The 25837-nt window shown below is 57.7% G+C and carries 26 protein-coding genes and 1 tRNA gene; 18 read left to right on the top strand and 9 right to left on the bottom strand.

Annotated features, from left to right (window positions below):
• Positions 1-32: 32 nt before the first annotated feature.
• From sseA to BXY66_RS16015, 3 genes are all read left to right on the top strand, one after another.
• Positions 33-890 carry a 3-mercaptopyruvate sulfurtransferase gene (sseA, locus tag BXY66_RS16025; protein WP_207911341.1) on the top strand — a complete coding sequence of 286 codons (858 nt, stop codon included), beginning with the start codon at positions 33-35 and terminating at the stop codon, positions 888-890.
• Positions 890-2074: an amino acid aminotransferase gene (locus tag BXY66_RS16020; RefSeq protein WP_132861393.1), complete on the top strand. Its 1185-nt coding sequence runs from the start codon at positions 890-892 to the stop codon at positions 2072-2074. Before sseA ends, BXY66_RS16020 begins: the two co-directional genes overlap by 1 nt.
• Positions 2075-2205: 131 nt before the next feature.
• Positions 2206-2808: an MliC family protein gene (locus BXY66_RS16015; RefSeq protein WP_132861392.1), complete on the top strand. Its 603-nt coding sequence runs from the start codon at positions 2206-2208 to the stop codon at positions 2806-2808.
• Between the two features lie 3 nt (positions 2809-2811).
• Here BXY66_RS16015 and BXY66_RS16010 read toward each other — a convergent pair whose 3' ends face one another.
• Complete coding sequence (locus BXY66_RS16010; protein WP_165929215.1) at positions 2812-3288, bottom strand: hypothetical protein; 477 nt, start codon at positions 3286-3288, stop codon at positions 2812-2814.
• A complete protein-coding gene (gene hemP, locus BXY66_RS16005) occupies positions 3285-3443 on the bottom strand; it encodes a hemin uptake protein HemP (protein ID WP_132861390.1) in 159 nt (52 codons plus the stop codon). The genes BXY66_RS16010 and hemP overlap by 4 nt, the downstream gene beginning before the upstream one ends.
• A gap of 216 nt (positions 3444-3659) precedes the next feature.
• On the opposite strand from hemP, the gene BXY66_RS16000 reads away from it, so the two are divergent.
• On the top strand, positions 3660-3974 hold the full coding sequence (locus BXY66_RS16000; RefSeq protein ID WP_132861389.1) for a DnaJ family domain-containing protein: 315 nt from the start codon (positions 3660-3662) through the stop codon (positions 3972-3974).
• Positions 3975-4039: 65 nt separating this feature from the next.
• On the opposite strand, the gene BXY66_RS15995 is transcribed toward BXY66_RS16000, so the two are convergent.
• Positions 4040-4807: a hydroxypyruvate isomerase family protein gene (locus BXY66_RS15995; RefSeq protein WP_132861388.1), complete on the bottom strand. Its 768-nt coding sequence runs from the start codon at positions 4805-4807 to the stop codon at positions 4040-4042.
• Positions 4808-5003: 196 nt separating this feature from the next.
• On the opposite strand from BXY66_RS15995, the gene BXY66_RS15990 reads away from it, so the two are divergent.
• Positions 5004-5525: a cysteine dioxygenase family protein gene (locus BXY66_RS15990; protein ID WP_132861387.1), complete on the top strand. Its 522-nt coding sequence runs from the start codon at positions 5004-5006 to the stop codon at positions 5523-5525.
• Here the strand turns inward: BXY66_RS15990 and BXY66_RS15985 are convergent.
• Entirely contained in the window at positions 5522-6106 is a 585-nt protein-coding gene (locus tag BXY66_RS15985) for a DUF1285 domain-containing protein (protein WP_481882986.1), read from the bottom strand. The genes BXY66_RS15990 and BXY66_RS15985 overlap by 4 nt on opposite strands.
• A 68-nt stretch (positions 6107-6174) precedes the next feature.
• Between BXY66_RS15985 and BXY66_RS15980 the strand changes: the two genes are divergently transcribed.
• From BXY66_RS15980 to BXY66_RS15945, 8 genes are all read left to right on the top strand, one after another.
• Entirely contained in the window at positions 6175-7182 is a 1008-nt protein-coding gene (locus BXY66_RS15980; RefSeq protein WP_132861385.1) for an AAA family ATPase, read from the top strand.
• Complete coding sequence (locus BXY66_RS15975; protein ID WP_132861384.1) at positions 7179-8051, top strand: DUF58 domain-containing protein; 873 nt, start codon at positions 7179-7181, stop codon at positions 8049-8051. Before BXY66_RS15980 ends, BXY66_RS15975 begins: the two co-directional genes overlap by 4 nt.
• Positions 8048-10801 (top strand): DUF4159 domain-containing protein, encoded by a 2754-nt coding sequence (locus BXY66_RS15970; protein ID WP_243694405.1) that lies wholly within the window; start codon positions 8048-8050, stop codon positions 10799-10801. Before BXY66_RS15975 ends, BXY66_RS15970 begins: the two co-directional genes overlap by 4 nt.
• Entirely contained in the window at positions 10798-12843 is a 2046-nt protein-coding gene (locus BXY66_RS15965) for a hypothetical protein (RefSeq protein ID WP_132861382.1), read from the top strand. Before BXY66_RS15970 ends, BXY66_RS15965 begins: the two co-directional genes overlap by 4 nt.
• 94 nt (positions 12844-12937) lie before the next feature.
• Complete coding sequence (gpmI, locus tag BXY66_RS15960; protein WP_132861381.1) at positions 12938-14458, top strand: 2,3-bisphosphoglycerate-independent phosphoglycerate mutase; 1521 nt, start codon at positions 12938-12940, stop codon at positions 14456-14458.
• A gap of 32 nt (positions 14459-14490) precedes the next feature.
• On the top strand, positions 14491-15603 hold the full coding sequence (locus tag BXY66_RS15955; RefSeq protein WP_243694404.1) for a murein hydrolase activator EnvC family protein: 1113 nt from the start codon (positions 14491-14493) through the stop codon (positions 15601-15603).
• Positions 15604-15606: 3 nt separating this feature from the next.
• Positions 15607-16941, top strand: a complete 1335-nt coding sequence (locus tag BXY66_RS15950; RefSeq protein ID WP_132861379.1) for a S41 family peptidase — start codon at positions 15607-15609, stop codon at positions 16939-16941.
• A 147-nt stretch (positions 16942-17088) separates the two neighbouring features.
• Positions 17089-17571 (top strand): RNA pyrophosphohydrolase, encoded by a 483-nt coding sequence (locus tag BXY66_RS15945; protein ID WP_132861378.1) that lies wholly within the window; start codon positions 17089-17091, stop codon positions 17569-17571.
• Positions 17572-17574: 3 nt separating this feature from the next.
• On the opposite strand, the gene BXY66_RS15940 is transcribed toward BXY66_RS15945, so the two are convergent.
• The 4 genes from BXY66_RS15940 to BXY66_RS15925 are packed head-to-tail and all read right to left on the bottom strand — an operon-like array spanning position 17575 to position 20780.
• Positions 17575-18273 (bottom strand): phosphatase PAP2 family protein, encoded by a 699-nt coding sequence (locus BXY66_RS15940; RefSeq protein WP_165929214.1) that lies wholly within the window; start codon positions 18271-18273, stop codon positions 17575-17577.
• Positions 18261-19715: an ArnT family glycosyltransferase gene (locus BXY66_RS15935; protein WP_132861376.1), complete on the bottom strand. Its 1455-nt coding sequence runs from the start codon at positions 19713-19715 to the stop codon at positions 18261-18263. Before BXY66_RS15935 ends, BXY66_RS15940 begins: the two co-directional genes overlap by 13 nt.
• The gene (locus tag BXY66_RS15930; protein WP_132861375.1) at positions 19702-20013 is read right to left on the bottom strand and encodes a lipid-A-disaccharide synthase N-terminal domain-containing protein; all 312 of its coding nucleotides are present in this window, start codon (positions 20011-20013) and stop codon (positions 19702-19704) included. The genes BXY66_RS15935 and BXY66_RS15930 overlap by 14 nt, the downstream gene beginning before the upstream one ends.
• Positions 20013-20780, bottom strand: coding sequence for a glycosyltransferase family 2 protein (locus BXY66_RS15925; RefSeq protein WP_132861374.1), 768 nt, complete (start codon positions 20778-20780; stop codon positions 20013-20015). The genes BXY66_RS15930 and BXY66_RS15925 overlap by 1 nt, the downstream gene beginning before the upstream one ends.
• 206 nt (positions 20781-20986) lie before the next feature.
• Here BXY66_RS15925 and BXY66_RS15920 point away from each other — a divergent pair.
• Positions 20987-21063 (top strand) — tRNA-Arg (locus BXY66_RS15920).
• Between the two features lie 161 nt (positions 21064-21224).
• Complete coding sequence (locus tag BXY66_RS20715) at positions 21225-21347, top strand: hypothetical protein (protein WP_279432507.1); 123 nt, start codon at positions 21225-21227, stop codon at positions 21345-21347.
• 243 nt (positions 21348-21590) lie between these two features.
• On the opposite strand, the gene BXY66_RS15915 is transcribed toward BXY66_RS20715, so the two are convergent.
• Positions 21591-21908 (bottom strand): hypothetical protein, encoded by a 318-nt coding sequence (locus BXY66_RS15915; RefSeq protein WP_132861373.1) that lies wholly within the window; start codon positions 21906-21908, stop codon positions 21591-21593.
• 807 nt (positions 21909-22715) lie between these two features.
• On the opposite strand from BXY66_RS15915, the gene BXY66_RS15910 reads away from it, so the two are divergent.
• The 3 genes from BXY66_RS15910 to BXY66_RS15900 all read left to right on the top strand — a co-directional run bounded on the left by BXY66_RS15910 (position 22716) and on the right by BXY66_RS15900 (position 25626).
• Positions 22716-22922 (top strand): hypothetical protein, encoded by a 207-nt coding sequence (locus tag BXY66_RS15910; protein ID WP_132861372.1) that lies wholly within the window; start codon positions 22716-22718, stop codon positions 22920-22922.
• Positions 22923-23821: 899 nt separating this feature from the next.
• A complete protein-coding gene (locus tag BXY66_RS20515) occupies positions 23822-24106 on the top strand; it encodes a hypothetical protein (protein WP_165929213.1) in 285 nt (94 codons plus the stop codon).
• Entirely contained in the window at positions 24103-25626 is a 1524-nt protein-coding gene (locus BXY66_RS15900) for an FkbM family methyltransferase (RefSeq protein WP_165929212.1), read from the top strand. The genes BXY66_RS20515 and BXY66_RS15900 overlap by 4 nt, the downstream gene beginning before the upstream one ends.
• Positions 25627-25837: the final 211 nt, after the last annotated feature.

Genomic DNA, 25837 nt, shown 5'->3' with positions numbered 1-25837 from the left:
TCGTGCGCGGCGGCGCGGATTGAGGGGGAAATATGGCTTTGGACGATCCGAAAACGCTGGTCTCGACCGACTGGTTGGCGGCCCATCTGAAGGACCCTGATCTGCGCATTCTGGATGCCAGCTGGTATCTTCCGGCGATGGGACGCGATGCGAAGGCCGAGTACGCTCAGGCGCATATTCCAAATGCGCGTTTCTTTGACATTGACGATATTTCTGACGCTCGGAGTGAGATGCCCCATATGGCTCCTCCGGTGGAGAAATTCATGTCGCGTCTGCGCGCCATGGGGGTTGGCGACGGGCATCAGGTGGTGGTCTATGACGGGCACGGCATTTTCTCGGCCGCGCGGGTCTGGTGGCTGTTCCGCTTGATGGGGCAGATGGATGTCGCAGTGCTTGACGGCGGACTTCCCAAATGGATCAAGGAAGGGCGCGAGACAGACGATTTACCGCCAGTGATCCGCGACCGCCACATGACGGTGCGCCGCCACAACCAACTTGTGCGAGATGTGACGCAGGTGGCTCATGCTGCAAAGCTGGGAGATCACGAGATCGTCGATGCACGCGGTGCCGAGCGGTTCCGTGGCGAGGCGGCAGAGCCTCGCGAAGGCCTTCGAGCCGGGCACATTCCGGGCTCCAAGAATATTCCGTTCACAACTGTCTTGAACGCCGATGGCACTATGAAAGCGCCTGAGGAGCTACGCACTGTGTTCGAAGCGGCAGGCGTGGACCTAAGCAAGCCGGCCATCACAACCTGCGGATCGGGCGTGACCGCCGCGATCCTGAGCCTCGCCATGGAGCGGTTCGGCAAGTCCGACCATTCGCTCTATGACGGATCCTGGGCCGAGTGGGGCGCTTTCCCCACGATGCCTGTAGCCACCGGAGAAGCCTGATGCTCACCAATCTCACAGAGCAACCCAAAGACAAAATCCTCGGCCTGATGGCCCAGTACCGCGAAGACCCCCGTGCCACCAAGGTGGATCTGGGCGTAGGCGTGTACAAAAACGCGCAGGGTGTCACTCCAGTCATGCGCGCGGTCAAGGCGGCTGAACGCAAACTGGTGGAAGAGCAGGAAACCAAAGCCTACACCGGTCTTGCTGGCGACCCGGCTTATTCCAATGCGATGTGCGACCTGCTGTTGGCAGATAGCGTGGATCGGGCACGTCTTGCTGCTGCAGCAACACCTGGTGGCACCGGTGCCGTGCGTCAGGCGTTTGAACTCGTCAAGCAGATGAGCCCGAACGCACGGGTGTTCGTGTCCGACCCAACGTGGCCGAACCATGTTAGCATTCTCGGCTATCTGGGCATCGAAGTGGTGAAGTACCGCTACTTTGACACAGAAACGCGCGGTGTGAACTTCGCTGGCATGATGGAAGACCTTGCTGGTGTGACCAAGGACGATGTGATCCTGCTGCACGGCTGCTGCCACAACCCGACAGGTGCAAACCTGAACCTGACAGAATGGCAGTCTGTGATCGATCTGATCCTTGAAAAGGGATGTCTGCCGATGATCGACATCGCCTATCAGGGCTTTGGCGATGGTCTTGAAGAGGATGCCGCGCCGACCCGTCTGGTGGCGTCGCAGGTGCCGGAACTTTTGATTGCAGCGTCTTGCTCGAAGAACTTCGGAATCTACCGCGAGCGCACCGGGTTGTTGATCGCGATTGGCGAAAATGCCGAAAATACACCGGTGGTACAGGGCAATCTGAACCATCTGAACCGCCAAAACTTTTCCTTCCCGCCCGACCACGGTGCACGAGTGGTGACAACTATTCTGACCGACCCCGAGCTCAAGGCTGACTGGATGGCAGAACTGGAAGAAACACGTCTTGGCATGTTGAAACTGCGTCAGCAGTTGGCGGATGAGTTGCAGCGTTTGAGCGGGTCCAACCGGTTCGGCTTCCTTGCACAGCATCGCGGTATGTTCAGCCTGTTGGGTACGACACCTGATCTGGTTGAAAAGATGCGTGTCGACAACGCGATCTATATGGTTGGCGATAGTCGCATGAACATTGCGGGTCTGAACGAGAACACGATTCCGATGTTGGCGCAGGCGATCGTTGACGCAGGCGTTTAAGTAGTCGCTTCACCAATACATTCTAGAGCACCCCGCTTGATCGAGCGGGGTGTTTTCATTTTTTGAAGACCTTGCTTGGGAGATCCGGACGAAATGCGATAGCATCGGGACATCAGTTTTGGAGTTTTGTAATGCGTTTTCTTTCCCTCTCCGTCGCCTTGATCGTTTTTTCCACCCGTGCGTTTGCGCTCGATCCGTCTTTTGATTGCGCCAAGGCGGGCAGTTCGGCTGAGGAGGCTGTGTGCGCCTCGGACGCTTTGGCGGCGCTCGATCTTGAACTTGCGCGTGTGTATGGCCTCGCAGCGACGAGTGATTTGTCGTCAGAGCGTTTGAATGAACTGAAGGCGACGCAGCGAGGATGGATCAAGGGGCGCGATGAGTGCTGGAAGTCGAGCCTCGGACTGGAGGCCTGCGTCGGCAATGAGTACGCTTTTCGAATTGCCGAGTTGCGACAAGGCTATGCCGGTGCCCGTGAGGGAGACGGCCCGTCAGAAGGTCCGTTTCCCTACGTTTGCGAAGGTATGGATGCCCCTTTGAGTGTGACATTTATCAACGCTGAACCACCACGCGCAGTTGTCGGAATGCAGGACGGAACGCGGGTGCTGGTGGCGGGTCCAAGCGGGTCGGGCGTACGCTATGAAGGTATTGATATGGTGCTGCACACCAAAGGCAAAGAGGCGGCGGTCGAAATAGACGGCGCCGCGTCTCAGTGCATGCAGGATGACATTGGCTGAGATCTAGTGAACCACCGCTTGAACACCGTGGGTTTGCGGGATTTGCGCGGCCGCATTTCGCGTCATCACATCCATGGCAAATCCGAACTCCGTGATGAGACCGGCGAAGTTCCGCGCCATGTCCGGGCGCACGATCAGAGAGGAGAGCTGAGCAGTTTCTTCCAGTTCTCCGTGGACTGCGTGACCGACTAATGCCGCAAATACAGCTTCGTCTGCGCCCAAGCAGTCGCAGTTGCAGGCGTGACGGCAGAGTGGGCGGCGGCCATAGGCGCGGGCGCAATGCATGAGTTCGTCAAGGACTTCGCGGGTGACGCGACCGCGCGCGGGCCCAAGCCTCATGGCCAGATCCGCGTTCAATTGGTCGTCTGCGCCGGCGGGTCTTCCGCAGGCTCTCAGGCATCTGACGGCCATCCGTTCGGCTGGCGCGAGGTCGGACAACCATCCAACACGACGCGCTCCGGGACTTGGGCGGCGGTTCATTTTGTCAGGATCAGCTTGCCGGCGCGGGTGATGCGCAGGGTGTAAAGCTGATCATTCAAGCGAATGTGGGCCAAACCGTTGGTTCCGGTCAGAATGTCGGCGTCATGCACCGGTGTGGACGTCAAGTGAGTGGAATCGCTGAATTGAATCGTCATGGAAGCCTCCAGTTGCGTTAATTTATTGGCTTCCCAGCGTTGCGGGTGGCTGATGGTATTTAATCTGACAGAAATAGTCAGATAAGGCAAGGCAGTTAATACCGGACAAGTTTTGGCGAAATTCCGCCAACTCACAGAGTGTTTGGGTAAAAGTTAACGCAGCGACACCTATCTGTGGGGCAGAGCAGAACAAGACTTTGGAAACGGATAGATACAATGGCACATGTTATGAACGCCGCGATTGAAATGGCCCTTGAGCAAGCTTCACGCACTGATGCATTCCAGAATTTGCCCGGGGCAGGTCAGCCGTTGGAATTCCTGAGCCGCCCAAGTGACGCAGTGATTGACCGCATCATGAAGGAAAACCAGGCGAAGCCGTTGGCCGTCGGGCTCAAGCAGCAATTGACGCAGGCCAGCGCGCAGCTTCAGAACATGTCGGACGCCAGAGAGCGGAAAGAGCAAATGCGTTTGATTGCGGATTTGCAGACGCGTTTGGGTCTCGAACTTGAAGCGATGCAGAAATACGGGTGAGCCTCTGAAATTTCAGAGATCACGGGACAGCGACACCCTCGTACGGAAACGTACGGGGGTGTCGTCTATTTTACGGGACGCAGCCCCATCCAACCCAAGCCGCTAGGGGTGGTTTTCCCCGACGGAAAATACTCGGCGCTGACAACGCCGTCATAGCCGGTTTCATCCAGCATTTTAAAAAATGCGGGGTAATCGAAAGGCCCGCCTGCGGGTTCGTGCCGGTCCGGAATGCCGCCTATCTGTATGTGACCTACGAGATGGTTGTGCTTGTCCCAGCATGCTTTCACGTCACCGTGGATGCGATAGGCGTGGTAGGTGTCAAACTGCAGGGCCAGATTGGGTGCAGCAACCTCATCCAGAATGTCCGCAGCAAGATCGAAATTGTTCAAGAAGTAGCCCGGCATATCGCTGTCGTTGATTGGCTCGATTGTGAGCATCTGTTTCTGAGCGATGTCGCTGGCCCACCGCAGATTGGCAACAAATGTTTCCCTGGCTTCCGGGCCCTGCGCGGGACCCGCCATAATGTGTACGAGCCGGGCGCCGAGGGCATTGGCGTATCTTAAAGTGCGCTTGAAGTCGTGGCGAAACCGTTCTTCTCCGCCCGGGATTGCAGCGTAACCGCGGGGGCCACCCGTGTAGTTCGGCGGCGGGCAATTGATCAATTCAAGGGACAGTTTATTGCGCGACAGAGAGGTCAGAATGTCGCTTGCCTGCATATCATAGGGAAACAGCACCTCGACCGCCTCAAACCCGGCCTCGGCTGCGGCGTCAAAACGCTCTAGCTCGGGCAGCTCCTTGAAGAGCATGGTCAGGTTTGCGGCGAACTTGGGCAAGGCGATCTCCTGAGGAAATGAGTAACGCAAAGAGTTTGGCGGTGTCATAGACTGAAACGGGCCGAATGGTAAATTTGCTATTTTTTGCAAAGCAGGGAGTCAAATTGAAATGGCGGTTCCGGGTGACTTGCCGCGCATTCATTGACCTGCCAGTGTTTTGTGCGGGAGAAGTGACCACCAAGGAGGCTTTTTCGGTATGCAGTTGGAGAGTCTGATCACGCAGCTTAGGGCTGCGGCAGTCGGGGAAAACCCGCGGGCGGATATCAAGTCTTTGATGCAGGGAGCGTTGTCCGATCCCGAAGCCTTTGCTGCGGTTCTGCCGGAGTTTGAAGACGATGATGTGGTCCTGTTTGAGGATGATACGATTTCGGTCTGGCATTGCCGATTTCAGCCCGGGAAAACCGTGCCACCGCACGACCACAAGATGCTTGCGACAATTGCGGTCTATCGTGGCGCTGAACGGAACGATTTTTACGAGCGTTCCGTTGACGGAGGCCTCCGGAAAAGCAGCGAAGTTCGGTTGGGAGCGGGGGATGTATTCCAGATCGGCCCGAGTGCAATCCATGCAGTGGGTTGCGCCAGCGAGGAGCCGTGTTGCGGAATTCATGTCTATCTTGGTGAACTGACCAAGGTGGACCGCTCGCTGTTTGACCTGAGCAGCGGCAACGCGATGCCTTTCACGGATGAAAACTACTACAAGCTTGTGGCGGAGGACTAAGCCAGATCTGCAGCAGGGATCATTGGGAAGAAAACGCCGGATGATCGCACGCCGAACCACGCGGTGCCATCGATGTCCTGCTCTTCGGCAACATCCACCATGCGATAGAAAGTTTTTCGGTCGATCTTAGCCTCCAGATCGGCGCGGACCGTAACATAGGGCGCGGGTTCCCCGTTTCGGATTTCGACCCGAATGGGGTTCTCGGGACCGGCCGTCGCGGATTCACCGATGTGGGTTTCAAAGCGCAACACCTGCGTGTCGCCGCTTCCTTCGACTTCCATGTTCTGGGCGACAAAGGGCGCATCTTCGACCGTGATTCCCACCTTCTCGACCGGAGTGACCAGAAAATAGGCATCCCCTTCCTTGCGCAGAATTGAGCTAAACAGTTTGACCATGGCGGGACGTGTGATTGGCCCACCCTCGTGAAACCACGTGCCATCCTTGGCGATACGCATGTCGATATTGCCGCAGAACGGGGGATTCCAAAGGTGCACAGGCGCCGGCCCGCGTTCCTTCATGGCGGCAGTGGCTGTGGCAGCCAGATCATTAACTGTCGGTTTCACGGGAAATTGTGCGCTCATTGTTTTTGCCATTTCATCTGCGCGAGATAAGGTTCGTATAAGCATATAGACCCATCAGGAGAAATGTCATGAGCGAAGACACCGATCTGGTCGCCGAAATTGAAGCGCTGGGCGAGAAACTTGCAGCAGCCAAGGAGGCGATCACGAAGCGGTTTGTTGGACAAGAACGGGTCGTTGACCTGACTTTGTCATCGCTGCTGTGCGGCGGACACGCTTTGCTCATTGGGCTTCCGGGACTTGGCAAGACCCGATTGGTAGACACGTTGTCCACGGTGATGGGGCTCCATGGAAACCGTGTGCAGTTTACGCCCGACCTGATGCCGGCAGACATTTTGGGATCGGAAGTGCTGGAAAAAGGCAAGGGCGGCACCCGCGAATTCCGATTCGTGCCGGGCCCGATTTTCTGTCAGCTTTTGATGGCGGATGAGATCAACCGCGCGAGCCCGCGGACCCAGTCGGCACTATTGCAGGCAATGCAAGAGAAGCAGGTGACCGTGGCCGGCGCAGACCGTCCGTTGGATGCACCGTTTCATGTGCTGGCCACGCAGAACCCGATCGAGCAGGAAGGCACCTATCCTTTGCCCGAAGCCCAGTTGGACCGGTTTCTTGTGCAGATTGATGTTCCGTATCCGGACCGTGACACCGAGCGGGAGATTTTGCTGGCCACGACCGGAGTCGAAGAGGGGGAAGCACACCAAGTGTTTACCGCCGAAGAGTTGATTGCAGCACAAACCCTGCTGCGCCGGATGCCGGTTGGCGAAAGCGTGATGGAGATGATTCTTGATCTCGTCCGCGCCTGCCGTCCGGATGACCCAAGTGCAAGTGAGGCGGTCCGTGATCACGTCAGTTGGGGACCCGGGCCACGTGCTGCGCAGGCTCTCATGATGACCGTCCGTTCGCAGGCTTTGCTGCACGGTCGCTTGGCTCCGAACGCACAGGACGTGATAGATATGGCCGGACCGGTCTTGAGTCACCGGATGGCGCTGACGTTTGCTGCGCGGGCGCGTGGCGAGTCGCTGCCCGATTTGATTGCGGAAACCGTACGTCGTTTTGATGGCGTGGGAGCAGCTGCGTGAGTTCAGTCGCCCATCTTCGTGCCCGTGCGGAAGCTGAAGCCGCACGCCTGCCGCCACTTTTGGCGCAGGCAGAGCATCTTGCCGGCACGGTTTTGCTTGGGGAGCATGGGCGACGGCGGTCCGGATTGGGCGATGATTTCTGGCAGTACCGCCCCGTGCAACCCGGGGACAGCCTGCGGATGATTGACTGGCGTCGTTCCGCGAAATCGGATGCGCAGTTTGTGCGCCAGCGCGAATGGCAGGTTGCACAATCGGTAATGCTATGGGTGGATGCCGCGCCATCCATGCAGTTTTCGAGTGCGAAAGACGGGATCAGTAAGGGGGAACGCGCTCGCGTTCTTGCGCTCGCGGTTGCGATCTTGTTGATCCGAAGCGGTGAGAGGGTCGGCTTAACCGGGACGTTGTTGCCGCCACGCCGAGGTGAAGGGCAGATCTTGCGCCTAACCGAAATGTTTTTGCGCGAGGACGAAGGCGACTACGGCACCCCGGAAACCAAGGCCATGCTGCCACACGCGCGGGCGCTGTTTGTTTCGGATTTCATGGGCGACTTCGCGGCTTTCACACAGGCTTTGACCAAGGCGGCGGATCGTGGGGTGCGCGGTGTGTGCTATCAGGTTCTGGATCCGGCGGAGGAAGATTTCCCATACCGTGGGCGGGCTGTATTCGAAAGCATGGGTGGGTCATTGACCCATGAAACCAAAAAGGCCGACGACCTACGGACACGCTATATCGAGCGACTGGCCGAGCGGCGCGAACAGCTTAAAGATTTGTGCCGCGTAACGGGGTGGCACTATGGCACTCACCACACAGGTGAAAGCGCACAGGCAGCATTGTTGTGGCTTCATCAGGCTTTGGAGGGTCGCTCTTGATTGGCGGATTGTCCATCGGATTTGTGACACCTTGGCTGTTGTCGGCACTGGTGATTTTGCCGGTTTTGTGGCTCGTTCTGCGGGCCATTCCGCCCGCTCCTGTTAAACGCCTGTTTCCCGGTGTTGTGCTGCTGCTTGGTCTGAATGATGACGATACGGTCACAGACCGCACGCCTTGGTGGCTATTGCTTTTGCGAATGCTGGCTGTTGCGGCCGTGATCATCGGTCTCGCCGGGCCGCTGCTCAACCCGCAAGAGCGCGAAGATGGCAACGGGCCGCTTCTCATTCTGATGGATGCCAGCTGGGCGTCCGCAAGCGATTGGGATGCCCGCCGCACAATGGTCGAGGCTTTGTTGGATGAGGCGGCACGGGATGGACGCGTTGTCGCGGTTCAGCGTTTGACGGCATCTGAAGAGGTGCGATTTGCGCAAGCGGACGTCTGGAAGTCACGAATGGCAGGAGTTTTGCCGGCGCCTTGGGAAGGGTCTGAAGAGGCGCATCTGGCTTTTGCCAAAGGGCTTGGTTCGCAGAGCTTTGACACCATCTGGTTGTCTGACGGTCTGGCTCGAGAAGGACGGGACGCAGTGCTTGCCGCATTGCAAGAACGTGGAGACGTGCGGATCGTGCAAACCGGGCGGGGGGCCTTGGCCCTTGCTCCGCCACGCTATGAGGACGGTAAAGTCCTTCTGACTGCGCAACGCACCCAAACGGCACTGGAGCGGGAGATTACTGTTCAGGCCATAGGCCTTGATCCTGCGGGCACGGAACGGGTTTTGGCGGCCATTCCATTGAGTTTCGCGGCCGGAGATGCTGCCACCGAGAACGCCCTGAGCCTGCCAAGCGAATTACGTGCGCGGTTATCGCGGTTCGAAATTGCCGGCCACCGGTCTGCGGGTGCAGTGAGCTTGTCTGATGACAGTTTGCGGCGGCGGGAAGTGGCTTTGATTTCCGGTCGGGAAGATCGCGAAGGGCTTCAGCTTTTGTCACCGTTGCACTACTTGCGACAGGCTTTGGATCCGACAGCGGATGTGCTTGAGGGTGCGCTCTCCGACCTTTTGCCTGCCAACCCCGATGTCATCGTTCTGGCTGACGTTGCGGTCCTGTCCGATGGGGAAACCACAGCAATGCTGGATTGGCTTGATCAGGGGGGGCTGTTGTTGCGCTTTGCCGGGCCAAAGCTGGCTGCGAGCGAAGTAAGCCGGTCGGAGGAAGACCCCTTGATGCCCGTCAGGCTGCGTGCTGGAGGGCGATCGGTAGGTGGCGCAATGAGTTGGGGTGAGCCGAAAACGCTGGCACCGTTCCGCGTGGACAGCCCGTTTTATGGCCTGCAGGTGCCGGAAGAAGTGACGGTCACAGCACAGGTTGTTGCGCAGCCTGACCCGACACTGGCGGACCGAGTCATTGCTGAATTGAGCGACGGAACGCCCTTGGTCACGCGCAAAGAGGTCGGGCAGGGACAGATTGTTCTGGTGCATGTAACGGCCAATGCGCAGTGGTCCGGCCTGCCGTTGTCCGGCTTGTTTGTGCAGATGCTCGACCGGCTTGCGGTGTTGAGCGCCACCCCAGCAGACGCAGAAGACCGAATGGCAGGAACAACCTGGCAACCGGTAAAGGTTCTTGACGGGTTTGGCCGTCTCGAGGACGGGCAGACGCTCGCAGGTGTTTCCGGCGAGAACATTCTAAATCAGCCGCTTGGCGTGGAAATGCGTCCGGGCCTGTATCGTGACGGAGACCGGTTGATGGCGCTCAATGTGTTGCGTGCCGAAGACACGCTGCAACCGATGCGATGGCCAGCAGATGTGCCGGTCGAAGGCTTGCGAGGCGCGGTGACAACTGACCTGTCCGGGTACTTTCTTGCCGCTGCCTTGGTGCTTTTGGCCATTGATGTGTTGGCCTCGCTGGCAGTGTCAGGGCGGCTATGGGGCGCGCGGGTCGCGTCGGCGGGTTTGGCAGCGCTGGTTGTTCTGGGGGGCGCGTACGAAGCTCGTGCGCAGGAAGCCATATTGTCGGATCACGCGCAGGAGGTGGTCTTCGGTCACGTTGTGACAGGCAACCGGCAGGTTGACGATGTTGCGCTGGCCGGACTGCGTGGGCTTGGGCAGGTGTTGAATTTCCGCACATCGGTGGAGCCGGGGCCGCCCGCGTCCGTCGACCTCGAGCGCGACGAGTTGGCGTTTTACCCGCTGCTTTATTGGCCGATCACAACCGATCAGCCGACGCCCAGCCGAGACGCCTATGTCAAACTCAACGCGTATCTGCGGTCAGGCGGCATGATTGTTTTTGATACGCGCGACGGTGATGTCGCCGGTTTCGGCGCGAGCAGTCCGAACGGACGCAAGCTGCAAAGCCTAGCGACGGGGCTGGATATTCCTCCGCTGGATCCCTTGCCATCTGATCACGTTCTGACCCGCACGTTTTATCTGCTGCAGGATTTCCCCGGTCGTTACCTGAGTGATGATGTCTGGGTCGAGGCGGCTCCGGCGGATGCGGTTCTGATCGAAGGGATGCCGTTCCGAAATCTGAACGACGGCGTGACGCCTGTTGTGATCGGCGGCAATGATTGGGCTGCGGCCTGGGCGCGTGATGCTCGGGGCAACACAATGTACCCCATTGGGCGTGGACGATCGGGCGAGCGGCAGCGCGAGTTGGCGTACCGGTTTGGAGTGAACCTCGTGATGCATGTGCTGACCGGCAACTACAAAAGTGATCAGGTGCATGTGCCTGCATTGCTGGATCGGTTGGGCCAATGACCGGGAATGTGCTGTTTGATCCGATTGTGCCGGTTTGGCTGCTCGTCACTCTGGCGGTGATCTGTGCGGGAGCGGTGTCGTTTGCCTTGTGGCGCGGGTTGGCAGGCTGGGCGTTCCGAGGTCTGGCCGGACTGGTCATTCTTGCGGCGCTGGCTGGTCCGGTTTTGCAGACTGAAAACCGTGCCCCGTTGAGCGACATCGTGTTGATGCTGGTCGACCGCAGCGCCAGTCAGCGTTTGGATGACCGAAGCGCACGGACCGAGGCGGCGGCGGACGCCATGGCGGCGAGGCTCGGTGCGCGGGAAAACACCGAAGTCCGGCGCGTGGATGTGGGTGACGGAGTCAATGATGCCGGCACCGAGATGATGAGCGCGTTGAACGAAGCACTGGCGCAAGAGCCGCGCGGACGTGTGGCCGGCGTTATCGCGATCAGCGACGGAGTGGTGCATGACATGGATTTGGCGCCAGACCTGCCGGCGCCGTTTCATCTGTTGCACACCGGCCGTGAAAGCGATTGGGACCGCCGCTTGAGCGTGCGCAATGCTCCCGCTTTTGCGATCCTGGGAGAACCCGTGACTTTGACGCTCCGCGTTGAGGATTCCGGAGCGGCGCCCTCGGGTGTCACGCGCGCGCCATTGAGCATTTCCATTGATGGCGAAGCGCCGCAGGAATTCATGGTTCCGCTCGGACGCGATATCGAATTGCCTGTCACACTGCCGCATGGCGGACGCAATGTTATCCAGTTTTCGGTGCCTTTCGAGGATGGTGAATTAACGGATCGCAACAATGCGGCGCTGGTGCAGATCAACGGTGTACGTGATCGCTTGCGCGTCCTGCTGGTGTCCGGCGAACCCCATCAAGGTGCGCGGACATGGCGCAATCTTCTCAAGTCCGACGCGTCAGTGGATCTCGTGCATTTCACGATTCTGCGCCCACCAGAGAAACAGGACGGTGTTCCGGTTGCAGAGTTGTCTTTGATCGCGTTCCCGACACGCGAATTGTTCATGGAAAAGATCGACGATTTCGATCTGATCATCTTTGACCGGTACCAGCGGCGGGGCATATTGCCCGCGCTGTATCTGGACAATGTGCGGGAGTACATTCACAAAGGCGGCGCGGTTCTGATCGCAGCAGGGCCTGACTATGCAACTGCCGACAGCATTTATCGCGGCCCATTGGCGCGCATCCTGCCGGGTGAACCGACCGCACGCGTGATGGATCAGAGATTTGTTCCGACTGTATCAGACGTGGGCGCGCGACATCCGGTGACGGCGGGGCTTCCCAATGCCGGCAATTGGGGCGCTTGGTTGCGACAAGTCGAAGTGACGCCGGTAGAGGGTGGCGATGTCCTGATGACAGGCGCTGAGGACAGTCCTCTTCTGGTTCTGAACCGTGTGGAAGAAGGGCGGGTCGCTTTGCTTGCGTCTGATCATGCCTGGCTTTGGGCACGCGGATATGACGGTGGTGGCCCGCAACTTGAGATGTTGCGGCGGCTGGCGCACTGGATGATGGGCGAGCCCGAGCTTGAGGAAGAGGCCCTGTGGGCGGATGCGACAGGGCAGAGTATGCGCATTGTGCGGCGCTCACTGGAAGAGGATGTGGGCGAAGTGTCGGTTACAGCGCCCACAGGTGAAGTGGTTTCATTGCCATTGGAGCAGGTGTCACCCGGACGGTTTGAAGCTGCCTTTGAAGGCGCGGAAATCGGACTTTATCGGTTGGAGAACGGAGACAAGTCGGCAGTCATTGGTCTTGGTCCTTCGGCACCGAAAGAGTTCGAAAAGACACTTGCGAGTGCCGATGCCCTGGAGCCGGTTCTGGAGGCCACGAATGGTGGTGCCCGCGCACTGGAAGATGGTGTGCCTGCGGTACGTGAGGTTCGGGCAGGACGACCTGCAATGGGACGCGGCTGGATCGGGATCACACCGCGCGGTGCCTATGAGACGCTGGATGTAGCGCGCACTCCGCTCCTACCCGCTTGGGCGGTGTTGCTTGTCGCATCTCTGTTCATCGTTGCGGGTTGGCTTAGGGAAGGGCGTCGATAGCCGGGGCCGTGTACGTTGGGCTTTGCTCTAAAAACCTGTTCCCCCTGCGGCATGCACGCGGTAGAACGGCGCAGAGCAGTAATTGGAGCCAAAGATGACACCGCCCAAACCCGTTGTTTTGTGCATTCTGGATGGGTGGGGCGTCTCCGAAGACACCACTGCCAACGCGCCGTTTCTTGCCGCGACCCCGAACTTTGATGCGATGATGGCTGAGTGTCCGAATGCGACCCTGATCACCCATGGTCCAGACGTTGGTCTGCCAAGCGGTCAGATGGGCAACTCCGAAGTCGGACACACGAATATTGGCGCGGGTCGGGTTGTCGCCATGGATCTTGGCCAGATTGATCTCGCAATTGAAGATGGCTCGTTTTTTGAAAACGTCGCGTTGCAGGCATTCATCGCAAAGATGAAGGAAACAGGCGGCACGGCGCACCTCATGGGGGTGATCTCCGATGGTGGCGTGCACGGGCATTTGACTCATGTGCTGGCGGCCATCAGAGCAGCGACGGATGCGGGTGTTCCTGTGGCGCTGCATGCGATCACCGACGGGCGGGATGTGGCACCGAAGTCAGCTTTGGAGTTTATCGAGACGCTTGATGCGGGCATGCCTGACGGTGCGCGGGTCGCAACGCTTACAGGTCGTTACTTTGCGATGGATCGTGACAACCGCTGGGAGCGCGTCAGCAAGGCGTTTGATGCCTGGGTTTCTGGCGAGGGTCGCACGGCCAGCTCTGCGGGGGAAGCTGTTCAGGCAGGATATGACCGTGGTGAGAGCGACGAGTTTGTCGAGGCAACTGTGATCGGTGACTACGCAGGTGCGCAGGACGGCGATGGGTTTTTCTGTCTGAACTTCAGAGCGGATCGGGCGCGCGAGATACTGGCCGCATTGGCGCAGCCTGGTTTTGATGCATTCGACGTTACTGCGCGACCCGAATGGGCGGCGGTTCTGGGTATGGTGGATTATTCCGAAAAGCATAACACCTACATGACAACGGCTTACCCGAAGCAGGAGATCTCCAATACTTTGGGTGAGTGGGTCGCAAAGGCAGGCAAGACACAGTTCCGACTGGCCGAGACCGAAAAATACCCGCATGTGACGTTTTTTCTGAACGGTGGAGAAGAGACCCCGTCGGAAGGCGAGGACAGGTTCATGCCGAAATCGCCGAAAGTGGCGACCTATGACTTGCAGCCCGAAATGTCGTCAGTCGAAGTGACGGAGCAGTTCGTTGCTGCAATTGAGCAGGGTTATGATCTGATCGTCACAAACTATGCCAACCCGGATATGGTTGGGCACACTGGCAGTCTTGAAGCTGCCATGGCGGCCTGTGCTGCAGTGGACGAAGGGCTCGGCAAGGTACGGGCAGCTTTGGACGCGGCAGGTGGTGCGATGATTGTGACCGCGGATCACGGTAACTGCGAAACCATGGTTGATCCCGACACCGGTGGTCCGCACACTGCTCACACGCTGAATCCCGTGCCAGTCATTCTTGTAAACGGGCCAGATGGCGCAGGGTTGCGTCAGGGCCGTCTGGCGGATCTTGCGCCGACATTGCTTGAATTGATGGGTTTGGAGCAGCCCGCCGAAATGACCGGAGAAAGCCTGATCACGCGATGAGATGCCCTGCGCTTTTGCTGACGCTAGCGGTCATGACCGCGTTGATGGCGGCACCGGGTCGGACGGAAACCGATCCGGCCGGAGCCGCCCGCGCTGCGGCGGAGCAGTTGGAAGCCGCGTCGGTAGCGTTGTCTAAAGCCAAGGGCAGTCGCGATCGTGTGAAATCTCTGACGGGCGTTGTGCATGCTTACGAAGCCGGGTTGACGGCGCTTCGGGCCGGGTTGCGCCGAGCAGCGATCAGAGAGGCGCAGCTTAGCAAGCAGCTCAAGTCCCAAGAGGTAGAGATTGCGCGGCTTCTGGGTGTGCTTCAGACGATGGGGCAGGACCCGTCGCCGGTGATGTTGTTGCATCCTGAAGGACCCGCAGGAACCGCACGTGCCGGAATGATCTTGGCGGATGTGACACCGGCTCTTGAAGCCAAGGCAGCGTCAGTGCGTCGCGACCTTGAGGAAGTGACAATTCTGCGCAGCCTGCAGGAAGGCGCGGCAGAGACGCTGCAAGAGGGGCTTGCCGGAGCACAAAGAGCGCGACAGGAACTGTCAAAGGCGATGGCAGACCGTACAGACCTGCCGATGCGCTTTACGGAAGACCCCGTGCAAACAGCATTGTTGATTGCCTCCACGGAGACTCTTGAGGGCTTTGCCAGCGCACTCGTGGATTTGCAGGTTGAAGGCATGTCAGAGATTGATCTGCCTGATGTCACCGGCCGCAAGGGAGCCCTGGCGTTGCCGGTCGAAGCGCGCATTCTGCGCCGTGCAGGTGAGGCTGATGCGGCAGGCATCGTGCGTCCCGGGCTGGTCCTGGCTACCCGTCCAAATGCGCTTGTGACGGCGCCGACGGCCGCCACGATCCGATACCGCGGTCCGCTGCTGGACTATGGCAATGTTATGATTCTCGAGCCACAGCCGGGTTACCTTTTCGTGCTGGCGGGCCTCGCTCAGGTCTATGGCAGCGTGGGAGAGGTGGTGCCCGAAGGCACTCCGGTAGGTTTGATGGGCGGAAATGACCCTGAAGTTGGTGCCATCCTGTCACAGTCGAGTGAAGGCACTGGTCAGGACCGCACAGAAACGCTCTATATAGAAGTGAGAGAGGGCAAATCGCCCGTGGACCCGGAAACGTGGTTCAAAACGAACAAGGATGGATGACACATGAAGAAGTTTGTCGCTGCGGCCGCGACTGGCGCGCTTGCCGGCCTGTTGGTCACGACACAGGTGGCAGGTCCGCTGCTAGCCGAAGAAAACGAGCGCAAGGCGAGCGTCTATGAACAGCTTGATCTGTTTGGCGACATCTTCGAACGCATCCGCGTGCAATATGTCGAAGAAGTGGACGAAGGCGATCTGATCGAAGCGGCCATCAATGGTATGCTGACGTCACTTGACCCGCATAGTTCGTACCTCTCGCCGGATGATGCAGAAGACATGCGTGTTCAGACACGCGGTGAGTTCGGCGGTCTTGGCATTGAGGTCACGCAGGAAGAAGGCTTTGTGAAGGTCGTGTCCCCGATCGACGACACGCCTGCGGATGCGGCCGGTATCGAGGCCGGAGACTTTATCACTCACGTGGACGGCGAGAGCGTTTTGGGCCTGACGCTGGATCAGGCGGTCGAAATGATGCGCGGCCCGGTGGGCAGCGAGATCGTGATCACCGTTGCGCGCGAAGGTGAGGCCGAACCGTTTGATGTGACCATTGTCCGCGACACCATCAAGCTGACTGCGGTGCGGTCTCGGACAGTTGGCGAAAGCGTCGTGTTGCGTGTGACCACTTTCAACGATCAAACCACACCGAACCTTGAAGCGGGCTTTGCCAAACAGGTTGAAGAGCTAGGCGGCATGGAGAATGTGAACGGGATCGTGCTCGATCTGCGTAACAATCCGGGTGGTTTGTTGACGCAAGCTATCAAGGTCTCCGACAGCTTCCTTGAAAAAGGCGAAATCGTTTCGACCCGCGGGCGCAACCCGCAGGACGGTGAGCGTTACAACGCGGAACCGGGTGATCTGGCCGAAGGTAAGCCGATTGTGGTTCTGATCAACGGCGGTTCGGCCTCGGCTTCCGAGATTGTGGCCGGTGCGCTGCAGGATCACCGCCGCGCCATTGTTGTAGGTACCAAGAGCTTCGGCAAAGGCTCCGTTCAGACCGTGATGCCGCTTCGGGGTGACGGTGCGATGCGTCTGACGACCGCGCGTTACTACACGCCATCGGGCCGCTCTATTCAGGCGCTGGGCGTGAGCCCTGATATCGTGGTGGAGCAACCGCGCCGCGCTCCGGAGACGGAAGAGGAAGAAGATACTTCGCGTCGTTTCAATGGTGAAGCGGATCTGCGCGGCAGCCTGAACAACGACAGCCTGACAGATGACGAGCGCCGCCAAATCGAAGAGGATCGCACCAAGGCCGAAGAAGCCGCCAAGTTGCGCGAAGAGGATTACCAGCTGGCCTATGCTCTGGACATTCTCAAAGGCCTCTCCGCGCTTGGACCCACGGAATAAGGCTCTGACAATTTTATTTGAGGGCGTCCCGTTCGGGGCGCCCTTTGTTTTGTTGGGGAGCCTACTTGCGAGGTTTCCCAGACAAGGTGCGATTGCACCTGCCCCGGTGATTGGCTAGGACGAACTTACGCCACAAGGAGACCTGCCATGACGCCAGAAGAGATCGCCAAGCTGCCTTATCGCCGCAATGTCGGTGTGATGCTGGTGAATTCCGAGGGCCATGCCTTTGTTGGGCAGCGGCTTGATAGCGAGGTGCCAGCCTGGCAAATGCCACAAGGCGGCATCGACAAGGGCGAAACCCCACGCGATGCGGCGCTCCGCGAGCTTGAAGAGGAGACCGGTGTCTCTCCTGATTTGGTGACGGTTGAAGCAGAAAGCGAAGGATGGGTGGCTTATGATCTGCCACATGACATCGTTCCGCGTATCTGGAAAGGTCGCTATCGCGGGCAGGAACAGAAGTGGTTTTTGTTCCGTTTCCACGGGGACGACAGCCAGATCAACATCGAAGTTGACCATCAAGAGTTTTCGGAATGGCGGTGGTTGCCAACCGGTGATCTGGTGGCAAATATCGTTCCGTTCAAACGGGCTGTATACGAGCAGGTGCTGTCGGAGTTCGCCGACAAGCTGTAACGCTCAGAAGAGTTTGAGCGTTCGGTAGCGTTTGAGCTGAAGCAGTCCCAGAGCGATCATTGTTACAAAGAGAACGGCAAAGACCGTGTCTGACAAGAAATGTCGCCCCATCACCACACGCAGGCTCAAACCGGCGGCCGTCACCGCAAAGGCCGCAAGTGTGACGAAGCGGGTGTATCGTGCCGGCGCCGAGTTGCGCACGACGAGCAGAACGGTGATCAGGAGAGCCGTCACACCTGATCCTTCGCCGGATACGAACGAACAGTTTTTTTCGCATTGATCCGAGATTTCGAAGGCGCGAGAGAACGTCAGGTTGCCTCCGAACTCTTCGACGGTCGAAGGGCGCGCGCGTCCGGAATGGCTTTTGAGGATCACATCCACCAGCAGCATTGGGCCGAGCACATAGGTTAGCGTTGCAACTTCCCAAACCTTGTTCAAAACGGGCGTTGTCGAGCGGAAGGTTTTGGTGAAAACCAGAGCACCAAAAGCCAGCAGAAACGTGAGAATTATGAGTTTCCAGATGAACTCTCGCAGGTGTTTCACAAACTCGATGTGGGCCAGCCAGAAGCCGTACTCAGGATCGTAAAACAGACCGGTGAACCAGAGATCGAGGCCAGGCCAGATTGCGAACACCATAGCCAGAATGGCCGTGAGGATCACACAGCTTTGCAGGGCTCGGGCGTTTGCATTCAGCGCAGGCATGCGGCGTCCACAATGTAGGCTGGGATGGGAACATTGGTCCATGTTCCCACTTCTTGAGCCAGGTCTGCAACAGGTTCAACGGCTGTGCCTTTGCACGTTAGCTTTTCCGCATATCCGACATAGAGCACCTTACCTTCAAGCGACTTGGGCAGGGCTTTCTTTTGGGCGTAGTAGTGCTTTGGCGCCCCTTTGTGCGGGCGCGAATAGAGTGCGAAGTCTCGGTCTGCCCCAGTGAAAAACAGATCGGCTAAAATGCCGCGATTGTTGGCGACAATTGTGCTCAGACCGTTGTGCTCTGCCAGTTCAAAGGCGTCACGGCTTAGGCCGGCAATATTGACATAGCGTTTGGCAAAAGGTTGACCGTCGTCGCCTTTGATCGCCATCGGAAATGCAACGAGAAAGGAGATAACGAGCACAACGGCGATGTTGATGCCGAACCCGATTTTCAACCAACGACTGCTGTCACGCTCCAACGCCCAGAGAATGGCAACGATGGTTGCCGGTGGAATGGCCGCAAATGCCCAGTTGGCATAGGCGCGGCTGAGCAGAGCTTGTGTGAGGACGATCAGCCAGACAGGGATGGAGAACCACAAAAGTGCACGACGCCGGCTGGGCGCGGGTGCACGCAGCGCGATGAGCCAGAACACCATAAAGACCGGTCCGAAGACCGCAAACTGTGAGGCCGCGAATTCCGCAAGGCTGCCGAAGTTCAGGCTTGGCCCCGCACTTTCTTCCTTGATCCAGCCAACGTTGTCCATTGTGTGGGAGACCGTTGTGAGGTCGTTGGCGATGTTCCAGACGATATTCGGGCTTGCCGAGATCAGGAAGCCAGCAAGGAACAAAAGCAAATGCCGGCCCGATGGGCGCATAGCGGGGTGAATTGCATAGGCGATTGCCGCACCGGGCAAGAAGTAGATTGCCGCGTACTTTGACATGAAGGCCAGGCCGAGGAGCAATCCGCCAGCCAAGGCGTGTATCGGTTTGCCACCTTCGCAAACCCTCCAGTAGAGCACCAACGCGCCGACAAGGAACGGCGCCATAATGGTGTCGGTGGACATGAGGAAGCTGCCAACAGTTACGATAGGCAGGCTTAGGTAAGCCATTGCCACCCACAGTGCCGCGCGTCGGTTCTCAGGCATCAGGGACTGTGCCCAAACGCCCAGCAGTAGCGCGGTTGCGCCATGAAAAAGAGGGGCCGGCAAACGAACTGAAAATGCGCTTCTGTGGGCGGCCAGTTCGTCAAACAACCGCAAAACCCAACCGATCATGGGCGGTTTGGAATAATATCCCAGATCGAGGTTTTGCCCCCAGACCCAGTACTGGGATTCATCTACATAAAGATCGGTCGGACTGATCCAGAGGAGCAGCACCCGTGCCAACGTCACGATTCCCACTGCGACTAGCAGAGGGCGCCAATTTCCGAGGGTGTCAGGCTGCACCATCTTCGCGCTTTTCCTTGTGAATCAGCCAAAGGTTTCGTGTGTAGACCACGATACCGAATGACTGTCCAAGAATGAAAACCGGATCTTGCCGATAAACCGCATAGGTAAACAGGATCAGCGCACCTGCGATTGAGAAGTACCAAAACGCCAGAGGCACGGTGGAGCGGCGCGCGCGCTCGGATGCGATCCACTGCACCAGAAAGCGACCGGTGAACATCAATTGGCCAAAGAGACCGAAAGCCACCCACCAGAATTCCACCCAGTTGTTCACTTTGAGAAAGGAAAGGAGAGAGTCCATTATTTGGTGCTTTCTGTTCCGGGGGTAATTTCCAAAGCCCGGGCCTTTTTGCGGCGGCGGATAAGCCAGGCGACGCCAAAGAGGTCCACAAGGCCAACAAGCGCGCGCTGGAAATTGGAGTAGTTGGACCGCCCCGCCCCGCGCTGTCGATGGGTTACGTCAACATGGGCGACGCTGTATCCGTTCATTGAAAACAGGGCCGGCAAATAGCGGTGCATGTGGTCGAAATAGGGAAGGTCAAGAAAGGCCTCCCGTTTAAATGCCTTCAACCCACACCCGGTGTCTCGGGTTTTGTCTTTCAAGATAAACGAACGGATTGCGTTTGCGGCTTTGGAAGCCAGTTTTTTGGACAGGGTATCCTGACGATTAACGCGTTGTCCCGCTACGAGGCCAAGATCATCAGACGCATCAGGCGCCAGTAACGGGGCCACAAGATTGGGGAGCTCGAGGGGCGGATTTTGGCCGTCGCCATCAAGCGTACAAACAATCCGGCCGCGGGCCGCACGGGTGCCGGAATGAACTGCGGCGCTCTGCCCGCCGGAGGTCGGGTGGCTAAGCAGTCGAAGGTTTGGCATATCCGTCGTCATGGCTTTTACAACCTCGGGCGAGCCATCATCGGACCCGTCATCGACGATGATGATCTCTATCGCTTCCGCATGTCCCTCAAATGCGGTTTGAATATCGCGGATCAACTCGGGAAGGTTGCCCTTCTCGTTTTTGGCCGGAACAACAACAGAGATGGTGGGGGAAGTCGCAGGATCGGACATACGGCACCTAGGTTCTGGATTGACGGGATATTGTACCCCGAGCGGAGGTTCCGTTCCTTCAATCCTTTTCGGTGCGGTACGTCAAGGGCAGGGAACGCGACAGCTTTGTGACGCGAGACCCGTTAACGGCAGGTTTTCATAGCGTTTCTGCGGTTCCAACAAAGCTGCATGACAACAGCTTTGTGCATCGCTAGAAAGAGGTCGACGGCCCCGTGGCTCAACTGGATAGAGCAGCCCCCTCCTAAGGGGCAGGTTATAGGTTCGAATCCTATCGGGGTCGCCATAATCCCTTGAAAAATTAGCAAAAAATCCCGATTTTATCGATTTGTGAAATGCACGATTTGCCGTGCAATGCGCAGAAATGCGAAACAATGCGCAAATTTGCTGTGCGGCGCGAAACCAAATTGGCACAAAATTGACACAGATGGCCAATCCGTGCGGCGCATGGGAATGCCCGAGGATGCCAACACCCACCGCAAACCCGTGCCGCGGATGGTGCGGCTGATCCATGCATATCTGGACGGATACCGGCACAGCGATTGTCCGGATGGTGGATCTGGGGCATGAAAGATGAAACTTCACTGGACCAGAAACCAGAGCGGCGCTTATCGCGCGCACAACGGCGCAGCCACCTTCACAGTACGAAAAGCAAATGGCGAATGGCTTATGGAGGCAAAACGAAAGGATGGCGGATTGGTCTGGAAATCCCACAGACTAATGAGAGAAGCCAAAAAGTCAGCCTCGGAAATCGCTGCCAGTGCAGGATGGCACAAAATTTAATTGAAGCCCCAAGATAACCTGGGGCTTTTCCTATTGGCACGTCACAGCGGCATAGGTGGTGGCTTCCTGATTGCGCACAGTTTCACGCGCCACCTTACAGCCCGTCACCGCCTCAATGGCCGCCACATTGGCCTGGGGCAATGTCATATCGCGCCCCGTCAGCACTTCCCCCATTTTCGGATCATTCGGGCCGGCCAGGTAGACGCCTGGGCCAAGGCTCGGCCGCTCGACCACAAAGAACGCGCGACCGGCAATGTCGGTGGTTTGGGCGTCTGGATAGTAATCGGTCATTTGCGTGCAGGCGGTCACGGCCGAGGCGGCCAGGGTCAGGGAAAACAATTTGCGCATTGTGAAATCTTTCTAAATCAATCAGCGTCCAAAATGCGCAGTCAGCAGCACGTGGGCAAGCCCGCAGACACAAACGCCGGTACATTTGACACAAAATTAGCACAACCTGCGCCTCTGAACGGTTGAAACGTAATGAAAACATATACTTATGGATAAATCCTTGCCCCTCCTAAGGGGCAGGTTATAGGTTCGAATCCTATCGGGGTCGCCAACACATCATCAACGAAAACATCGGATTACAGCGCGCACGGAACAACAAGTGCTACCGCGTGCTGCGATCTCGTCACTCTCCCGTCACTCGCACGACGCAAGGAGCAAGCGAGATGGCAAAAATCAGGAAGCGTGGGAGCAAGTGGCAGTGTATCGTCAGACGTGATGGCAAAACGGCAAGCAAGTCGTTCGTCAAGCTCGTCGATGCTGTGAAGTGGGGTACGGCGACCGAGGCACAAGCCGATTCCGTTGGTGGTGCGCTACCGAGGCGCGCGCAGTCCGAAGCAGACACGTCGCAAATATAGACGCTCGGAGACGCGATGATCGTGTTCCGTGACGACGTGACGCCGACGTATCGCAGTGGTGATCGTGAAGCACGTTGTATCGACGCGTTGTTGAAGCATCACAAGTCGCTATGCCGTCTCCGGTTGGATAGGCTGACCGTGGCGGATGTGTCGAAGTGGCGAGACAGACGATTGAAGCAGGTGGCGGCATCAAGGGTGGTGCGCTAGTTGACACTTTTACAAGGCGCAGTCGGGCACGCTCTCGACGCTGATGCTGTCAACGTGGTGCAGAACGTGAGGCGACCGCGCGTTGATGATCGACGCGAACGCAGGTTACAGGCTGGCGAGTGGCAGCGGCTTATGCAAGCGTGCGACCAAGGACGAAACAAGCTGCTACGCCGCTGCTGGTGCTGGCAGCGACTATGCGATTGTCCCAAGCGATTGCGTGATGCCTCGTTTGCCGCGACATGTGCTGCGCTGGATCTGTGCCAGTTGTCACAAAAAATCCGTCGAAGGTTGAGACTATTCCGCACACATCATCCAATGTCTGTTCAGAGTTGAGTTTACGGTCGCCAGACGACACACTGGATGGTCCCAAATAGCCATAACAGTCGAGTGGTCCTACACCTCTACCCGGTGACAATCTTGACACGGATCGCGTTTGATGATCGTTTCCGGCTACAACAAGGGTGTCGGGGTTGCTGAGGCAGAAAACTGTCCAGCCAAAGTGCACACAGGGGAAGTAAAAAGTCTCTGTCTGCGTCAACCGCCTCGATCTAAAGACAAAAGGGAGCACTTCAATTGGAAAGCCGCGCCATCGGGCTACACGTCCCGAAGACAGCCGGGACATCGCTGGCAACACTTGTGCGCTCTGAATTGCCGAGCCACCAAAGCGCGCTCTTCGCGAGCTTCCATCAGAACAGGGTTTTCGGGCGACCCGAGCTTTTCGAGCTCAGGTCGCATGACCACCTACGGTTCATTTTTGGTCACCGAATGTCCCAGGAGACGGCGCGCTTTCTTTGGCGTGACAATACGCTCTTGTTCACTGGACTGCGTGAGCCAAAAGATCGATGGTTCAGCCTTTTTCGGCAGTACGTGAAGGTCGCGGAGCAACACGGGGCCCCATGCCCAACGGTGGAGCAAATTGTAGGCGAGGATCTAAATGCCACGTGCAGAAGTTTCATCCATAACTTCCCGACCGCGGCAAATCTTGGTGGTGGAACTTCACCGTTTGAAAAAGCAGCGTCTGTTCTTTCTGTCTTCGATATTGTTTACGACTCAAACAACGTTTTTTCTGACGCAAAACCGATCCTGAGACACCTTGGTATCGAAAGAGATCTTGATCTTCGCGAAAATGTTTCCCCAAGCGGCACCGTGGACGCAGCGCGTCGAATGGTGGAAGAACTTGATGGAATGAGAATGAACCGACAAGACGACGACTCGCAACTCTACCGCTTCGTTCAGGAGAATATCGTGGTGGACGATCGAGGGTTCAGTCGGCTGCGACAGAACGAATTCTCGGTGAGCCGTGACGAACTGTTCGAGGCAATGCCAGATCGGGAGGCGTGTTTCTCAATCATGAAAAGGCAGCTGATCGAAGCGATCCGGTATGAAGCTCAGCTGATTGGGAAACTGGACGAGCTGCGGAATGACATGCGGGCAAGATGTGCGATATCGCAGGAAATTCTGGCGGCGATCGAATGAGCGAACAAATGAATGAAATCAACACGAAGTTTGCAACGTTCACGCCAGCCGAAAAATTGCACTGTTTCGAGTTCTTTCAGGAATGGATCGCCGAACGGATCGTCCGCAGTGGGGATGCCGTCATTGATGTGGGCGCCAATGTCGGGGGCCACACCTGGACCTTCTTGCAGTTGGTCGGAGAAAGCGGGTGCGTCGTTGCAATCGAGCCAAACCCTGGCTTGAACGCCAATCTCCAAAAATGGTGCGAAATCCATCCGAATTTAATGCTTCTGGACGTCGCGCTTTCCAATCAAGACGGAGAACTGGATTTTAACATTCCCGCTGGCGATCAGGGCTATGGCTCTCTGTGGACGCGACCTACGCATGACGTAGAATTTGCATCCACTGTAAAGGTGCCGGTAACCACACTTGACTGCGCTTTCCCAACCATGGGCCTTGAGTCCATCCGACTGATGAAAGTGGATATTGAAGGGTCGGAGCTCCGCTTTCTCGAAGGGGCTCAAGACACTTTGCGCAGACTCAGACCCTGGATCACCATAGAGGTTGATTGGGGTTTCAGTCCCGACTCGGTCGGGGCGACAGATACCGAAACCGCCAACTGGAACCGATTGTCCGACGTCGTGCGGCGGGCAGGTTACCGGGTCTTCACACTTCTCGGCGAAGAACTGTCGGCACCGGACAATCGGCACCACGTGATCCTGCTTGCTCCGCAGGAGGCAGACGCGGGCGCATTTCTCGCCGAAGAAGCGGGGGACATGCTGGACGCCTATCGCCTACTGGACGGGTCATGGAAACTTGGGGCGAAGTTCGAAGCACAGTCGCCATTCCATGGCCGTTTGGCGAGGGCGATGATGCTCTCCACTCCCGAAGAGGCGGGATCGGTCTATGAACGGGAGCGCTTCGACAGGTACGTGGCCGACATGCCGTTGCTGCAGTCATGGGATGGCGGAGAAACCTGGAACAGCGGAAGTTTCACCGCTGATTACTTGCGGCAGGTTCACGACTTCATCCGAAGGGATGTCGGCACTGGCGCGTCCATACTTGAGACGGGCGCAGGGAACTCGACGATCGCGTTCCTGCATCTCTATCCGAACCGCGTCGTGTCAATTTGTCCCGAGCCCAGCCTGTTCGACCGGATCGAAGACTACTGCCGCAATCAGAAGATCAGTCTCGGCCCAGCCGAATTCATTGACGGCTTTTCGGAATGGGAGTTGCCGAAACTGGCGAACTTTGGTGCGACCAACCCGCTCTTTGACTTCGCCTTGATTGACGGGCATCACGGCTGGCCCAATGTATTCGTGGATTTCTTCTACGTGAACTATCTTCTGAAAGAGCGTGGCTGTGTCATGATCGGTAATGTCCAGCTCAATTCGATCGCGGAGTTGATGCGGCTCCTGGATCAACAACCGAGTTTCGAACGTGTACTGGATATTGGCAAATCCGTAGTTTATCGTCGCATCGACAACGAAAGAAGCCTACCGGATTGGGCTCACCAGCCCTACATTGCCGAAAATTCGTGACGGCGCGCTATTTTTTGCTGGCGTGCCGGTTGCCTGATCAAAGAAAGAATGTGGAGACGCGGCGGTCTCATCGGGTTTCTACAATTGATGTTAGAAGGAAACTTTTGGTTGCCGCTCCTGCTCGCCTGACGAGGTGCAACGGGATACAGTCACGCGCAGAAGCTGTCCACGGTCGTAGTGAGCAACGCCTGCGCGACGACGGGAAACAGTC

Origin of the sequence: Shimia isoporae (assembly GCF_004346865.1) — a bacterium.
GTDB lineage: Bacteria > Pseudomonadota > Alphaproteobacteria > Rhodobacterales > Rhodobacteraceae > Shimia > Shimia isoporae.
Note: the sequence above shows the minus strand (reverse complement) of the source record. Positions and strands in the feature narration are given on the sequence as shown.